The organism is Archangium gephyra, assembly GCF_049060025.1.
Taxonomy (GTDB): domain Bacteria; phylum Myxococcota; class Myxococcia; order Myxococcales; family Myxococcaceae; genus Archangium; species Archangium gephyra_A.
Genome location: NZ_JBMEQQ010000002.1, coordinates 1,532,280 through 1,547,586, shown reverse-complemented (window position 1 = coordinate 1,547,586; position 15,307 = coordinate 1,532,280). Strand labels below are relative to the sequence as shown.

At 69.4% G+C, this 15,307-nt stretch carries 9 protein-coding genes; 6 read left to right on the top strand and 3 right to left on the bottom strand.

The genetic code is table 11. The features are described from left to right. Positions 1-262: 262 nt before the first annotated feature. Positions 263-2,008: a hypothetical protein gene (locus ACN28I_RS06900; RefSeq protein WP_420941310.1), complete on the top strand. Its 1,746-nt coding sequence runs from the start codon at positions 263-265 to the stop codon at positions 2,006-2,008. Between the two features lie 208 nt (positions 2,009-2,216). Beyond that, on the top strand, positions 2,217-3,227 hold the full coding sequence (locus tag ACN28I_RS06895; RefSeq protein ID WP_420941309.1) for a fascin domain-containing protein: 1,011 nt from the start codon (positions 2,217-2,219) through the stop codon (positions 3,225-3,227). A 148-nt stretch (positions 3,228-3,375) separates the two neighbouring features. Here ACN28I_RS06895 and ACN28I_RS06890 read toward each other — a convergent pair whose 3' ends face one another. Then, positions 3,376-7,002: a DUF4132 domain-containing protein gene (locus ACN28I_RS06890; RefSeq protein WP_420941308.1), complete on the bottom strand. Its 3,627-nt coding sequence runs from the start codon at positions 7,000-7,002 to the stop codon at positions 3,376-3,378. A gap of 149 nt (positions 7,003-7,151) precedes the next feature. Beyond that, complete coding sequence (locus ACN28I_RS06885; protein ID WP_420941307.1) at positions 7,152-8,468, bottom strand: Ig-like domain-containing protein; 1,317 nt, start codon at positions 8,466-8,468, stop codon at positions 7,152-7,154. A 260-nt stretch (positions 8,469-8,728) separates the two neighbouring features. On the opposite strand from ACN28I_RS06885, the gene ACN28I_RS06880 reads away from it, so the two are divergent. Continuing rightward, positions 8,729-9,883 (top strand): class I SAM-dependent methyltransferase, encoded by a 1,155-nt coding sequence (locus ACN28I_RS06880; protein WP_420941306.1) that lies wholly within the window; start codon positions 8,729-8,731, stop codon positions 9,881-9,883. Positions 9,884-9,908: 25 nt separating this feature from the next. On the opposite strand, the gene ACN28I_RS06875 is transcribed toward ACN28I_RS06880, so the two are convergent. Next, the gene (locus ACN28I_RS06875) at positions 9,909-11,834 is read right to left on the bottom strand and encodes a two-component system sensor histidine kinase NtrB (protein WP_420941305.1); all 1,926 of its coding nucleotides are present in this window, start codon (positions 11,832-11,834) and stop codon (positions 9,909-9,911) included. 324 nt (positions 11,835-12,158) lie between these two features. On the opposite strand from ACN28I_RS06875, the gene ACN28I_RS06870 reads away from it, so the two are divergent. From ACN28I_RS06870 to ACN28I_RS06860, 3 genes are all read left to right on the top strand, one after another. Next, positions 12,159-12,713, top strand: a complete 555-nt coding sequence (locus ACN28I_RS06870; RefSeq protein ID WP_420948585.1) for a TIGR02265 family protein — start codon at positions 12,159-12,161, stop codon at positions 12,711-12,713. 30 nt (positions 12,714-12,743) lie between these two features. After that, positions 12,744-13,508 (top strand): DUF3592 domain-containing protein, encoded by a 765-nt coding sequence (locus ACN28I_RS06865; RefSeq protein WP_420941304.1) that lies wholly within the window; start codon positions 12,744-12,746, stop codon positions 13,506-13,508. 75 nt (positions 13,509-13,583) lie between these two features. After that, the gene (locus ACN28I_RS06860) at positions 13,584-15,275 is read left to right on the top strand and encodes an N-acetylmuramoyl-L-alanine amidase (RefSeq protein WP_420941303.1); all 1,692 of its coding nucleotides are present in this window, start codon (positions 13,584-13,586) and stop codon (positions 15,273-15,275) included. The last annotated feature ends 32 nt before the right edge of the window (positions 15,276-15,307 follow it).

Sequence of the window (15,307 nt, the reverse complement as noted above, 5' to 3'; positions counted from 1 at the left end):
GGTCTTCCCGGGGCCGTCACGGGATTTTTATAGTGTTCGCGCCTTCCAGGAATCCGCCGGAGCGCCCTTCCCCCCCCGAGAGCGACCATGAGCTGGCACAAGCTGAAGTGCATCAAGAAGGGCTGTGAGCGCTTCTCCTGGCAGGTGCTGGCCATCTGGAGCCAGGGCTGCTCCAAGTCCGGGTGCGCGGGCGAGCTTCGCCCCGGTCCAGCAGATCATCTGCCAGAACTCCCACCAGTCGGGCGACACCTATGGGGTGGGCATGGCCCTGCTGCTCGAGCCCAGCGCGCGGCTGGTGTTCGTGACGGACCCCGAGGACACGGGCTGCCAGGAGAAGCTCGCGCTCTACCGGGGGCTGGGCGTGGCCAGGGATCAGCTGACGGCGCTGGTGGTGTGCAAGGCCGACGAGTCGGAGATGCCGGCCCCCACGCTCGCGGAGCTCAAGAAGCTGGCGCGCGTCCGGGTGATCGCGGTCGGCACCGGACGCGATCCCCAGAAGCCCAACAAGCGCTCCTACGATGCGAATCAGGTCTGCAAGTGGCTCGTCAACGCGGACATCTTCGAGCGCGAGGGAGAGAAGGCGCCCGAGGGGCGCGAGGGCCGGATCGCGCAGCTGCGCACGTGGTACCGGGCGGTGGACCTGCCCTACCTCAACCACAAGGAGCGCGCGAACATCACCGAGGTCGGCGCGAGCACGCGCATCGTGGCCGAGAAGATCCAGCAGGACCGGCTGCCCGCGGTGTTGAAGAAGACCTGGGCCTCCGTGTCCTCCTCGTCCTGGAACGCCGACGCGAGCCAGCACGCCGCCGCCGCCGCCGAGCGGCTGTTCAGGTCCCTGCAGAAGCAGTCTCCCCAGGGCGTCCTGCTCGTCTGGGTGCGGGGCCTGAGCGGGGATGAGCGCGACAAGCTCAAGACGCTCCAGGGAACCACGGGAAAGACCCTGCTCCAGCGGCGCGATCAGGGCGAGGACGTCGAGGATCTCTTCTCCCCCCTGGACAAGAAGAAGCGCAACCCCCACCACCTGATGACCCCCCAGCTCTTCGAGACCGTGCGCTACGTCGGCCAGCGCATGAAGTTCGCGGTGCTGCCCATTGGCGACGAGCTGCTCTTCGACGAGTACCAGGCCGTGAGCAGAGGCAAAGCGGCCCAGGCCTATCAGGGCGGCAGCGCGGACAACCTCATTGGTTTCTGGTCCCGGGATAAGTGGTTCGGGGGTCCGGAGCGCCGCTTCCGCCAGCTGCTGCTGCTCTGGCACCTGTTCCGCCGCCTGTCGACCTGGAACATCCCCCTCGTGCAGGTGGGCCTGCGCTCGGGCGAGATGGAGAAGGCGGCCTACCTCGGCGTGCCCACCATCTACATCGAGGAGAAGGCGTCGGAGACCGGCGCCCGCATGTTGCCGGTGACCGTGGGAGGCTCCTTTCCCAAGAGCAAGGAGCCCGCCACGGATGCCAAGGCCTGGTGGGGCGATCGGAACACGGTCGTGCGCGGCGGCACCTCCGACCCGAACCTGCTGCAGAAGAAGGTCGAAGAAGCGAAGCGGATCCTCGGCTACAAGGACAAGAAAAAGAAAGAGGAGTGGGACAAGTACTCGAAGAACGTCGAGACGGCCCAGAGCAACCTCAAGGACGCCCAGGACAAGGTCCGCTCGCTCGATGAGCGCCACGAGGCGATGTCCTCGCAACAGCTCGACGCCTTCCTGTTCGCCACCACCGACCATTCCGCCCTCCAGGGCGCGCTGGACGGCGGCTATCCCTTCTTCTTCCGGCTGCTCACGCAGAACCTGGTGGGCCTGTACGGCGCCGGCACCCAGGGTCAGGTGGATCAGGTGACCCGGTGGCTCGAGACCACCTTCAGTCGCACGTCGGACCCGGCCCCGTGTGATGCGCAGCTACTGCGCGGCACCCTGGCCGAGTTCGAGATCGATCTGCTCTACAACATGCTGTGCGGCATCCAGGCCCAGTTCAGGGCGTACAAGCGCAAGTTCCTGCCCGCCGAGTACCTGCGCTGAGCTGGACTTCTGACGTGTCAATGCGGGCGGCTGACACGTCAAAGCCGCTCCGACATACCGCCTTCTCCCGGCGGCCTTGCTCCGGCCACTCCGAGAAGCCCATTCCTCACATCCTTGGCATCTGCCTTGCTCAGAACGAGGAGCGCCCACTCAAAGGGCGCTCTCTCACTACGGCATTCGCCGCATCTCGAAACAAGGAGACTTCATCTTGGTCAATCATTTACGCGCCGTCCTCTGTCTGATGGGCCTGCTGGGGCTGCTGCCTGGGATCGCCCAGGCCCAGGGACTGAAGGTCGCGCTGCAGGCGGACGACGGGACCTACTTCGCCCGGTGCAACGGCTGCCAGACGACGGTGACCAACAAGTTCCCCGACACCATCACCACCCACGTCACGAGCCCCACCCAGGGCGCCTACGCCCAGTTCGAGCTGATCAACGTGGGCAACGGCAAGATCGCGCTCAAGGCGGACACGGGGAAGTTCGTGGGTCGGTGCAACGGTTGCATCGTCAACGGGGCGAAGCCGGACTTCGCCACGGTGCACGTGACGGACTCGACGCAGCCGTATGCCCAGTTCACCCCGGTGCTGCTGGCCAACGGCAAGTACGGGCTCAAGGCGGACACGGGCAAGTTCCTGGCGCGCTGCAACGGCTGCTCGCCCGGCGCCAAGGTTCCCAACCAGGTCGCCGTCCACGCCACCGATCCCAACACCGAGGCCTACGCCCAGTGGAACATCCTCCCGATCAACTTCCCCACGGGCAGCAAGATCGCCCTGCAGGCGGATGACGGGAAGTACTTCGCCCGGTGCAACGGCTGCCAGACCACGGTGGACAACAGGTTCCCCGACACCATCACCGACCACGTCACGAGCCCGGCCCAGGGTGCCTATGCCCAGTTCTCGGTGGTGAACGTGGGCAACGGCAAGATCGCGCTCAAGGCGGACACGGGGAAGTTCGTGGGCCGGTGCAACGGCTGCATCGTCAACGGGGCGAAGCCGGACTTCGCCACGGTGCACGTGACGGACTCGACGCAGCCGTATGCCCAGTTCACCCCGGTGCTGCTGGCCAACGGCAAGTACGGGCTCAAGGCGGACACGGGCAAGTTCCTGGCGCGTTGCAACGGCTGCTCGCCCGGCGCCAAGGTTCCCAACCAGGTCGCCGTCCACGCCACTGATCCCAACACCGAGGCCTACGCCCAGTGGCGCATCATCTACCTGCCGTGATGTACAGGCAGGCGTAGGGTTGAGCAAGGCCCCGGCCGCCATCAGGCGGGCCGGGGTTCACGTTCTTCGCCACGCTGTCGTCGAGCTTCGAAGCGATGGCCTTCTGCTCGCGCACCTGGGGAGACTTCTGACGGACGACCGCCTCTCCTCAGGCGGGGCGTAGTCCTTCGAGATCCCTCACCAGCTCGGAGAAGAGGATGGGGTCGAGCGTCCCGAGCGGGTACGTGCCTTCCTTTCCCCAGGTGTTGGGCTCGCGCACCGTGACGGTGTCCAGGGTCTGCTCGGGGGACTCGGAGAGCATGCCCGTGTAGAGGCCGGGATCCAGGTCCAGTTGGATCATGTGATCGGGGCCGAGGTGCTTCTCCATCCACCCCACGACTCCCGCGTCCTGGGGCGGACCCCGGCGCCAGCCGCGCGTCTCGAGCCCCAGCACCTTGCCGGTGGGTACCTTCAGCCCCTTCACGCGCACCAGCTCCGTGCCCGCGCGCTCCTCCGCCGTCGGTGCGTAGGTGGGGCGGCCCAGTTGGGCGAAGGGCTGCAGCAACTGGTAGTCCGCGAAGATCTGCCCCCAGGCCCCCGCCGTCTGCCCATCCAGCTCCAGCGCATGGGGAATCCCCACGCTCGCGTCATCGGGCAGCGTCCACGTGTCCTCGTTCAGGTCCGCGTAGGTCCGGTCCTCGGCCACGCGGAACGTGGCGGCCAGTTTCCCGTCCGCCGTGTAGCTGCCCCACACCAGGCGGCGCACCACGTGGATGAGCAGCGGGTGCTCGACGAAGAATTGGCGGAACGTCTCCGCGCTCCAGCGGCGCCGGGCGCACATGGCCAGCTCCATGCGCAGCACCTGGAGACCGGCCGCCGCCTTCGCGTCCTTCTTGAGCGCCTTCCACCGCTCCTCGGCGGCCTGGGACTTCTCGGGATCGTCCTTCTTCGTGGGCTTGGGCAGATCCTTCAGCCGCGCGCCCGTGGCGTCCTTCACGAAGGGCTTGAGCTGCTCGTCGAAGCCGACGGTGAAGGTGCGCTCACCGAAGTCCAGCGGGAGCGAGCCGTTCTCGTCCAGCCCCAGGTCCGGCACGAGCCTGTCGGCGAGCTCGTCCCGGGTGAGTCCCCGGGCCTCGGCGATCTGCGCGATCTTCTCCTGGGCGTTCTGCTGCAGGCCCTTGAACTTCACCTTCTCGGCGATGCCGTTGAGGTAGATGAGCGTGACGTCGGTGCCGATGGCCGCGAGCACGCTCAGCCCAGTGACCGCGCGCGCGTGGGCGGCCTCGCCGGGCCACTGGCGGATGAGCGGCGCGAGCTTCCGTGCGCAATCGTCGTCACCGAGGTGGCCGAGCGCCTGGAAGGCCCAGGCCTCCTTGCTCGGCGCCCCCGCCACCATCCACGCCTCGAAGAGGCCCCAGGCGAAGCGGGCGAGGCTCGCGGGCTCGCACGCGGCCTTCACCTGCGCGAGGCCGGCATAGGGCTCCTCGAGGGGGGAGATGGCCAGGCACATCCCGAGCGTCTCGATGGCCGCGATGGGCAGCTTCGCCGAGCGATCGGCGAGCAGCGGCCGGGGCAGGCCCCCTGGAGCGAAGAAGCCGGGCAGCTTCGGCAGCTTCTGGGGGAAGAGCTGCAGCGGATCGAACGCGAGCACCTGCGCGGCCGCCTCGCGCACCTGGGGCGAGACACGCCCGGCCACGCCGAGCACGGTGGCCTCGTGCCCGTTGGCGGCGAGCAGGCGCAGCGCGGCGCACGCGGCCTCCTTGAGCTTGCCCTGTTTGCCGAGCGCTGCGGGGAGGAGCCCGGCGGCGGCGTGCTCGGGGTGGCGGAGCAGCCAGGCGCGGGCATGGGGCCGGGCCTTCTTCGAGCCCGCGAAGGCCTCGGCCACCTGCGGAGCCAGCCGCGAGGCGCCGAAGGGCAGCAGCAGGCGGTACGACTCGCCTCCCTTCTCGGTGACGAACTGGAGGAGGGGAGGGATCGCCGCGAGCCCGAGGTTCGCGGCGACGGCGGGCAGCCATGCCTCATCTCCCCAATGCTCGGGCTCGAAGTGCGCGAGGTGCTGCAGGGCGAGATCCACGGGGGCGAACACGAAGAAGCTCGCCCGGGGGCGCGCGGTCAGCGGGGGCAGGGTCTTGCGTGCCGCGTCCCACTGCGCCGGGGTGTACTCCGCGTACCGCTCGCCGTATTCCCAGCTCTTCTCCCGGGACCAGGCCTCGCGCTCGCCTTCGCGCCACACCAGGGCGTCGGCAACCGCGGGTGGCGTCACGTCCGCGAGCACGGGGAGGGCGGCGGGCTTCCCCGCCTTCCAGGGCGGATGGGCGAGCACGGGCGGAAGCTCGCTGGGACGGGCCTCGGGGACGTCGGGGCCGGTGGACACCAGTTGGAGGCTGGTGACGAGCTTGCGCGCCTCCTCGGACAGCCCGGGCAGCTCGGCCTTCACGGTGTCGGAGGCGCGGCGCACCAGGGTGGTGAGCACCGCTCGCGGGGCCTCCGCCTCCTTGCCTCGCTGCGAGGCCCGGGGCACCAGCAGGCGCAGCGCACGGCCGGGCCATCGCAGGCCCGCCTCGAGCGCGAAGGGCATCACCTCCTTGTCGAGGTGATCGAGCAGGAGCGTCATCGCCTCGTCGGAGTTGATGACGGAGACGAGCTCGGCCCAGCCCCGCCGGCTCTCGGCGTTGGAGTACGGCTGGGTGGCCATGGCCCGCAGGAGCTCGAGCGCATCCACGCCCAGGCCCTCGAGCGCCGAGGGCAGGTAGTCCCGGGGGTAGTAGCCGCCGAGCAGGTACATGCCCTGGAGGTGGGGCGCCACGAGCCCGAGGGTGGCGCGGTCCGAGAGCGAGCAGAGGAAGAGATCCGGCTGCTGTTCCGGCTGTTTGTCGTAGGCCTCGGCCTCGGCGCGGACCCAGGCCTTCTCCGTGGGGAAGAGGAAGGCCGCGCCGGCACGTTGCTCGGCGGTGGCCTGCTCCTGGAGGGCCGCGGCGGCATCGCGGGCGGCCGCGTACCCCGCGTCATCGGTCTGGGTGGCGAGCAGGGCCCGCAGTCGGGGCAGGCCGAACAGCTCCCCCCTGGCCAGGGTGTCGTACCACTCCGTGTTCGGGCCACGGCGCGCCGCGAATGCCGGGGCCGCTCCTTCGAGGTGGATCGCCAGCGACAGGAGCACGGCCCGCGTCGCGTGGACGGGCCCTCCCTGGGAGAACAGCAGGTCGACGGCGGGATCGACGTTGGGCGACTTGTCGTTGTAGCTCGTCTTGTGCTGCACGAAGGCCAGGAGGACCGCGTCCTCCTCGGGCGTCCCGATGGACGGCTCGGTGCCGCGCAGCCGTGCCGCGACGGCCGCCGTCTGCGCGGCGAAATCGCCCGCCTTGGGCTTGAACTGACCGGTGTACTTCGCGAACGCCTCGACGGTCGCGGTCCAGGCCTTCTTCGCGGAGGTGAGGGGACGGACCGGAACCTGGAGTCCCCCCCGCCGCGGGTGCACACGCCGCACGAGGGCTTCGCTCCAGACGATGGGCTGCTGGGTGTCGGCGGGCGCCGGTGCCGCCGGAGCGGGAGCGGGGGCCTCCTCGGGGACGGAGGCGGGCTCCGGAGCGGCGGCCGTCTTGGCGGCGGCCTTCTTCCGGGCGGGAGTGGGTGCGGGAGCGGGAGCGGCTGGCTGCACCTCGTCCCCACCCCCCACCTCCGAATAGCCCTTCTTCTGCTTCTCGGCGACGAGCTTGTCGTGCTCGGCCTGGGCCTTCACGGTGTTGGCGAAGGACTTCTGCTGGGTCTGCCCGCTGGTGCCGATGCGTCCCCAGCGCACGGTGAACTCCGTGCCCTGGAAGCTCGATCTCCCAGAACTTCTTCGACGAGCCGTCGACGAACTCGAAACGACGCATGCCTCTCTGCCCTCCGGAGGGGAACGAGCGTAGCGCGCTCCCACTCCGGAAGTGGAGACCGTTATGGCCGCCGTCAGTTGTTGGGGGCGCCCGCGAGGATCCAGGAGCGGATGCGGGTCAGCTCCCCGGGGTTGTTGTCGAAGTGGAACTCATTGCCCTGCGGCATCCGGGTGCCGCAGGCGGGGGTGGGGCCGAGCTTGTTCACCAGCAGGGAGGCCTCCGGGTTGCCCGGCACCACGCGCGTGCGTCCCGCGCCGCCGCAGGGAGCGCCAGCCGCGGGGGTATTGACGAGGGAGGCGTGGGAGCTGCCCGGCGCCAGGTTCAATCCTCCACGGCCGAGGCTGATGTGGCAGGCCGTGCACTGCGCGTTCCAGATGGGTTGGAGGTCCCGGGCGTACTGGGGGACGTTGACCTGCACCTCCACCGAGCGCGTCACGGAGTCGGTCCCATCGGACACGGTGAGCTCGAAGGTGTAGGACGTGGCCGCGCTGATGTCGGGCGAGCGCCACTGGGCCGCGGAGGCCGCCGCGTTCGTGAAGGTGCCCTGGCCCGCCACGCTCGTGGTCCAGGTGTAGGTGAGCGGATCTCCATCCGCATCCGTCGCGCCGATGGAGAGGTTGACGGTCTCACCGGCGATCACCGAGGTGGAGGAGATGGTGATGGCCGGGTCCACGGTGGGCGCGTTGTTGAGGGCGGGGACGTTGGCCACCGCCACGTCCACCGTGGCCTGGGCCGAGCCTCCCTTCGCATCCGAGACCGTCACCTGCAGGGCGAAGGTCGTGTTGCTCGAGAGGAAGGGCGCCTTCCACGTGGGGGCCGTCCCGGCCGCGTCGCTGAAGGTGCCCGCCGGAGAGGCGGGGATCTGCGCCCACGAGTAGGTGAGCGCATCCCCCTCCACGTCGCTCGCGGTCACCGAGAGGGTGGTGCTCGCGCCCTCGTCGAGGGTGGTGGGCGTGGCCGTCACCCGGGTGATGGTGGGGACGTTGTTGGGGACGGGGATGGTGAAGGAGATGGGCTCGGACGTGGTGGCATTGCCCGCAGCATCGAAGGCCCTGGCCGTGAGCTCGTAGCTCCCCTGGGCTTTCGTGGACGAGTCCCAGGTGCACGAGAAGGTCTGGCCGGAATTCTTGGCCGCCGCATCCATGCAGACGGATTCGCCGGAGACGGAGAACTCGATCCGGGCCACCTTGCCGGAATCGTCGTCGGCGGTGGCCTGCAACGTCCGCTGGCCCGTGACGCTCTCTCCCGCCGTCACGCCGCCCGTCACCCGGACATTCGTCGGGGCCCGGGTGTCCTTCTCGTCATCGCCCCCTGGGAGCAGCTCACAGCCGATGCTGCCCAGGCTCAGCAGCAGGACCGCTTGCAACGACTTCTTCTGAAACGCGTGCATGACTCTTCCCCGTTCTCGAGCACCGCTCGGGGCGCCCGGAGCGTCGACTATCGCACGATGGCCCCACGCCTCCGAGGGCGCGGCTCGTGGCTTCGTGGCTCCGGAGACGTCCGGGCGGCGGCAAGCGTGAAGGAATTCACACGGGCCCGCGTGTACTCACGTACAGTGGCCGGACACCAAGCGCCAGGCCAGGGGGAGACAGGGCCGACGTGAGGACCCCTCTCCCTCCACCCGGCACCCATCTTTTCCGGAGAAACAGCATGGATGCACCTGTGTCGTTCCGTCTCAATCCGAAGGGCCCGGCCGCCGCACGCTATGCCGCCGGCAAGGTTCCGATGACCACGCTCATCGAGGACTACATCCACGAGCGCCTCGACATCGAGGGCGACTTCCGCGCCTTCATCCGTGGCCGCCACTCGGTGGCCGACTACAAGTTCGTCGCGGATCACTTCAAGTTCCTGCTCACCAACTTCCTGCCCGAGGTGCTCATCCACTCGCAGGAGCAGGATCTCCGCATCGGCCGCGAGCACTACGACCGCGGCAACGACTTCTTCGGCTGGTTCCTCGGGCCGCGGATGATCTACACGTCCGGCTTCTTCACCTCGCCCAACCAGACGCTGGAGGATGCGCAGGACCAGAAGATGAAGCTGGTCTGCGACAAGCTGCAGCTCAAGAAGGGCGAGCGCTACCTCGACATCGGCTGTGGCTGGGGCACGCTGGTGGCGACGGCGGCCAAGGACTGCGGCGTGGACGCGACGGGCATCACCATCGCGGAGAAGGGCGCCGCGTACGGCACGGAGCAGATCCAGCGCATGGGCGTGAGCGATCGCGCCCGCATCCTCACGCTGGACTACCGCGACATCCCGGCCGGCCCGTACGACAAGATCTCCTGCCTGGAGATGGCCGAGCACGTGGGCGTGCGCAAGTTCCAGGACTTCATGAAGCAGGTGTACGGGATGCTCGCCGATGACGGGCTCTTCTACCTGCAGATCGCCGGCCTGCGCGCCAAGAAGGGCACCCTCGGCTTCCACTTCGAGGACCTGGTGTGGGGCCTCTTCATGAACAAGTACATCTTCCCGGGCGCCGACGCCTCCATGCCGCTCTCCTTCGTGGTGAGCAACCTGGAGACCGCGGGCTTCGAGATCCACAGCGTGGAGAACGTGGGCATCCACTACTCGCTGACGATCTCGCGCTGGTACGACAACTGGATGGCCAACCGCGCCGACATCGTGAAGACCTACGGCGAGTGGTGGTTCCGCCTCTGGCAGATGTTCCTCGGCTGGTCCGTGGAGATCGCCGCGCAGGGCGCGTCCACCTGCTTCCAGATCGTCGCCAACAAGAACCTCGATGGCTTCAACCGCATGCGCTGGGTGGGTGCCACGAACCTGGGTGAGCGCGACCTGAAGTCGAAGTAGGCCGCGGGACCGGGGATCCCCGCCGTCAGATGCGGGGATCCTCGCACTGCATGGGCAGCTCGATGGTGAAGGTGGCGCCCTTGCCGGAGCCCTCGCTTTCACACATGAGGCTGCCGGCCATCTCGATGGCGGACAGGGCGCTGATGTGCAGCCCGAAGCCGTGGCCGTCCTTCTTGGTGGTGAAGCCCTGCGAGAAGAGGCGCGCCTGGTTCTCCGCGGGGATGCCCATGCCGTTGTCGGACACCTGGATGCGCAGCCGGTCCTCGGCGGCGGGCTCGACGCGGATGGTGATGCACTTGTCCGGCAGGCCGCCGTCGATCAACGCGTGCCGCGCGTTGCTCAGCAGGTTGAGGATGATCTGCAGCAGCTTGTGCCGGTCCAGCAGGATGGGCGGCACGTTGGCGTACTCGCGGCGGACTTGAATGCCATGGCGGGTGAAGGAGACGGACTGCAGGCGCAGGGCGTCGTCGATGAGCCGCGTCACCGACATCAGCTCCACCATGCCGGCGAAGCGCGCGTGCTCCTGCTGCATGCTGACGATGGATTTGACGTGCTCGAGCCCCTCGGTGAGCGTGCGCTGCTCGTCCAGCAGCGCCTGCTGCTCCTCGGTGAGCTGATCCGCCAGGGCCCCGAGGTAGGCCGGGAGCTGCAGGCCGCGGGGATCCGTGGAGAAGAAGGTGCCCAGGTCGCCGGAGTGCTCGCGCAGCAGCTCCACGGAGCGGACGAGCCCGCCCACCCGGAGGCCGCGGATGCGATCGGTGACGAGGTTGGCCGAGACGTTGACGCTGTTGAGGGTGTTGCCCACGTTGTGCAGCAGGCCGGTGGCCACCTCCGCCATGCCCGCGTGGCGCGAGACGTCCAGCAGGCTGCGGTGCATCTCGCTCAGCTTGGTCTCGGACTCCTTGCGCTCGGTGATGTCCCGCCCGAAGAGCGTCAACCCCAGCGGCTGGCCGTCCTCGCCGAAGACGGGGTTGAAGGACAGGTCGGTGACCAGCGTCCGGCCTCCCCGGACATGGGTGTCCTCGTACTTCACGCGCTGCCCGCTGAACGCCTTCTCGAGGTTCCGCTTCCAGCCCTCCTGGTGTTCGGCGGGGGCGGCGGCGAAGAGGGACTCGCCGGGCACGGGCTCCCTGCCATACCGCTCGCGGAAGGCCCGCCGCATCGCCGAGTTGGCGACGAGGAGCCGTCCCTCCGTGTCCACGGAGCACACCAGATCCTCGGTGTTCTCGATGAGGCTGTGCAGCTTGCGCTCGCTCTCGCGCAGGGTGCGCAGCGCCTGCTCGCGCGCCGCGTGGGCCTGGTTGCGTGCGGCCGTGTGCAGCCAGCTCACCGCCCAGATGCCCATCATGCAGAGGGCGGCGAGGATATCCACGAGCCACAGGTTGGCCGCGTTGATGGGCTCGGGCAGGCGGGTGAGGAAGTAGAAGGGGTGGACGAGGCCCACGCACAGGGCCACGGGCACGGTGAGGAGGAACCCCAGGCGCGCCCCCATCAGGTACACCGACATCGCGGGCAGGAGCATGCTCCCCGCGTGCGAGGCCGAGAAGGCCCGGGTGCTGGTGACGCAGGCGAACACGAACGTGGCGGCGATGGTCGAGCAGACCAGCAGCGCGGACAGCTCGTGGGAGGAGCGCCGCCGCAGCATCACCAGCGCGGCCGTGTTCATGGAGAAGGAGAAGAGCGCGACCGGGCCGTGCACCCAGGGCTGGGGGCTGACGGGCAGGAAGGCCAGCAGCACCGTGTCGATCAGCAACAGCCCCAGGGAGATGCAGACCAGCAGGCGGCAGCGGACCACGTCCTCCGGCGGGGCCTGGCGCAGCGGCTCCGACAGGAAGACGTCCAGCCGGGTGAGGATCCATCCCCCCAGCCGTTGACTCCAACGCCCCTGCCCGTGGGGGCGCACAGCCTCCGGGATGGCCTGTCCCGCCTGGATGGTGGAAGTGCTCGACATGACGAAGGTGGATCCCCCACATCCGCGTTCGCAGATGGTCTGTGCACAATCATACACCGCCAGCGTGAAGCACTCAGCCCCCAGTTGGCGGGTCTCCGAGGGGAAATGCCTGCCTGGGGCGCATCCGGGGGAACGGCCCCGGATGGATCTGTTCCAGATCCAAACTTCCGGGGCGGCTCTTTCGTGCCAGAGGCGCCGGCCCCCCCAATATTGAAGAAGATGGCCGTAGGGGGGAGGGTTGCCCGGGAGGGGCGTTGCGCATGAGGCGTGTGACCGGAGCGGACCCGGAGGAAATCGGGGCCGAACTGGAGGCTCGAGCGGAGACTGGGACTGGCGACGCCAGCCGACAGCGTGCGCGGGATGTTCTTCCGCAGCGTGCTGGAGGTGATGTGGGCGTTGGCGGACGAGGCCTCCGTGGAGCACTGCGTCGAGGTGTGCGGAAGACGCAAGTTCACGGACTTCACCTGCTACCCGACGAGCGACTTCCTGCGGCTGCTGTGGACGGCGGCGCGATTGCTGGGCAGCGGATACGGGGACTTCCAGGGGGCGATGCGGGCGTTGGGCCGGCGGGGCGCCACGGACTTCTTCGCCTCCTCGACGGGCAGGCCGTTGCAGACCCTGCTGACGGGCGAGCCGAAGCGGCTGCTGGACAGCCTTCCCATGGCGTACGCGGCGGCCGCGGCCAATGGCGGCCAGTGCGTGGTGGCGTGGGCGAATGCGGGCAGTGCCCTCGTGCGGCTGGATCGGGACTTCCTCCCCCTGGCGTACGTGGAGGGCGCGCTGGTGGCGGCGCTCGAGGTGGTGGGCACGCGCGAGCCCCGGGTGTGGAGCCGGGTGATGGGGCCCCTCACCAGCGAGTACGTGCTGTCCTGGGGGTGAGCCGGAAGGCGCTGTGTATAGGATGGGGCCATGCAGCTCGCCATCCCGCAGGCTCCCCGACGCGTTCCCCTCTCGAAGGTCCCCGGTGCCATTCCCCGGCTCGTGCGCGTGGCGGCCGTGGGGTTGGGGGTGATGGCGATGCTCGGCGCGGGCGCGGGAGCCCTGGGCCGCTTCGTGGTGGAGGAGCAGGACTTCCTGTCGCGGGCCCAGGAGCTGGAGGGCCAGTTGGCGGCGCTGACGTTGCCGCCCCGGGGTGAGCGCGAGGGCGCCGAGGCCACGCTGGAGGTGCTCTACGCGGTGGACGAGGTGAGGTACTCGGCCAGCGGGGTGCGCACCCACGCGGAGTACGCCGAGGGCCTGGGACCGGGGGCGCGCGTGCTGTTGCTGGTGGATCCGCGCGTGCCGGACAAGCCCCGCGAGGCGGGGTACGTGCGGGCGCGCGCGAGGACGCTGGGGCTGGTGCCCTGGGGCCTGGGGCTCGGGGCGCTCGTGGGGGTGGGCCTCTTCGTCCGGGAGCTGCGGCGGACGCTGCGCGCGGAGCTGGAGCCGCTGCGCAAGGGCATGCTGGTGTGGCTGACACCGGACGGCCCGCTGCCGGAGTCGCGCCGCGAGGTGCTCTTCCCGGCCAGCTATTGGAAGCAGGATCAGAAGCACCCGGTGCGCGCGCGGCTGCGCCCTGGCCGGGCGCCGGTGCGCAACGGGGACAAGGTGCTGGCCGCGGTGCTGTCCTCGTTGCCGGGCGAGGCCCGCGTCATCGACGAGGGGCTGGCACGGACCTTGGGGTGGGTGCGCTGAGGGGGGCGAAAATTTGCGGGGGCAGGGGGGCCGTGACACACACCTGTAGCCCTCTCCGTCCTTGGAGGACCGACCATGCTCCCGCGCCTCGTCCTGCTCCTGGCCCTGCTGTTGCCGATCGCCACCCAGGCGAAACGGGATCCGGCCGAGACCGCCTACCAGGAGGCGCGCCGGTCCTACTACGCCCTCAAGGATGACGCCGCGCGGCGCAAGCTGCGCCACAACTGGCTCAACGTGGCGGCCCGCTTCGAGGCCGTGGCCAGCGCCCATCCCAAGAGCCCGCGGGCCCCGGACGCGCTCTTCACGGCCGCGGAGCTGCTCAGCGAGCTGAGCCGCATCTCCTTCGTCCCCGAGGATCAGCAGGCGGCCATCGCCGACTACACCCGCCTGGTGGAGGCCCACCCGCGGCACCGGCTGGCGGACGACGCGGCGTTGACGCTCGCGCGCATGTACTTCGAGCGGTTGGATCAGCCCGAGGCCGCGCGCCGTGTCCTCACCGGCATTCTCAAGGCCAACCCCAAGGGTGATCGCGTCAAGGATCTGAAGGCGCTGCTGGCCTCGCTGCCGCCGCCTCCCGCGTCCAAGACGCCGGCGCCCGTGCGCGAGAAGGCCCCCGCCGTGGCGCAATCCAAGCCGGCCGCCGAGCCGCTCCCGGTGATCCGCGTCGATCTGTCCAAGCCGTCCGAGCCGCAGCCGGCGCCCGCGCAGCACGCCGCGGCGTCCACTGGGGCGGGGGAGCGGCCCGGCACGTCGCCGCTGTTGGAGGCCATCGGCCGGACTTCGCGCGAGCCCGGCGCCACGCAGCCGGAGCCTGCCCCGGAGCCGAAGCCCTCGGCGGAGCCGGTGAAGGTGGCCGAGCCGGTGAAGCCGGCGGCGGAGCCGGCGAAGGTGACGGAGCCGGTGAAGGTGGCCGAGCAGACCGTGAAGCCCGCCGTGGAGCCCACGAAGCCCGAGGTTCTCGCGCCGCACAAGTCCGTCACCGCTCCGGTGGACGAGCATATGGCGCAGGCCCGGCTCAAGGCGGTGGCGAAGGCGTCCAACCACGCGGAGCTGACGCTGGCGGAGCAGCTCGGGCTGAAGGTGCGCCGGGTGGTGATCGACGCGGGGCACGGTGGCCACGACACGGGCGCCATTGGCCGCAAGGGGACGCAGGAGAAGGAAGTGACGCTGGCCATCGCGCAGAAGCTCGCGCGTGAGCTGCGCCACCGGGGGCTGGAGGTGATGCTCACCCGGGATGGCGACCGCTACCTCAAGCTGGAGGAGCGCTCGCGCATGGCCAACGAGATGAAGGGAGATCTCTTCATCTCCATCCACTGCAACTCGGCGCCCACGTCGAAGCTGCGCGGCATCGAGACGTATACGCTCAACACGTCGGCGGACCGCTACTCCATCCGGCTGGCGGCGCGCGAGAACGCGTCCTCGGAGAAGGGGATCAGCGACTTGCAGTTCATTCTCGCGGACCTGGCGACCAAGGCCAACACCGAGGAGTCCACGCGGCTGGCCACGCGGGTGCAGAAGAACCTCGTGAGCCACCTGTCGAGCAGCTACAAGGGCGTGAAGGATCTGGGCACGAAGGAGGCGCTCTTCTACGTGCTGCTGGGCGCGAAGATGCCGGCCATCCTCGTGGAGACGTCCTTCCTATCCCACGCCGAGGAGGAGAGCCGCCTCGCCTCGGAGAAGTACCAGGAGGAGGTGGCCGAGGCCATCGCCCTCGGAGTGGAGGACTTCCTCGGCCGCCGCCAGCTCGCCACGGTGCAGGTGGACTGATTCCATCCGGGATGAGCGCTCACCAGCGGAGC

Coding starts and splice junctions, on each gene's coding strand:
- ACN28I_RS06900 (WP_420941310.1), top strand. CDS start 263: ATGGCCCTGCTGCTCGAGCCCAGCGCGCGGCTGGTGTTCGTGACGGAC.
- ACN28I_RS06885 (WP_420941307.1), bottom strand. CDS start 8,468: ATGCACGCGTTTCAGAAGAAGTCGTTGCAAGCGGTCCTGCTGCTGAGC.
- ACN28I_RS06880 (WP_420941306.1), top strand. CDS start 8,729: ATGGATGCACCTGTGTCGTTCCGTCTCAATCCGAAGGGCCCGGCCGCC.
- ACN28I_RS06875 (WP_420941305.1), bottom strand. CDS start 11,834: ATGTCGAGCACTTCCACCATCCAGGCGGGACAGGCCATCCCGGAGGCT.
- ACN28I_RS06865 (WP_420941304.1), top strand. CDS start 12,744: ATGCAGCTCGCCATCCCGCAGGCTCCCCGACGCGTTCCCCTCTCGAAG.
- ACN28I_RS06860 (WP_420941303.1), top strand. CDS start 13,584: ATGCTCCCGCGCCTCGTCCTGCTCCTGGCCCTGCTGTTGCCGATCGCC.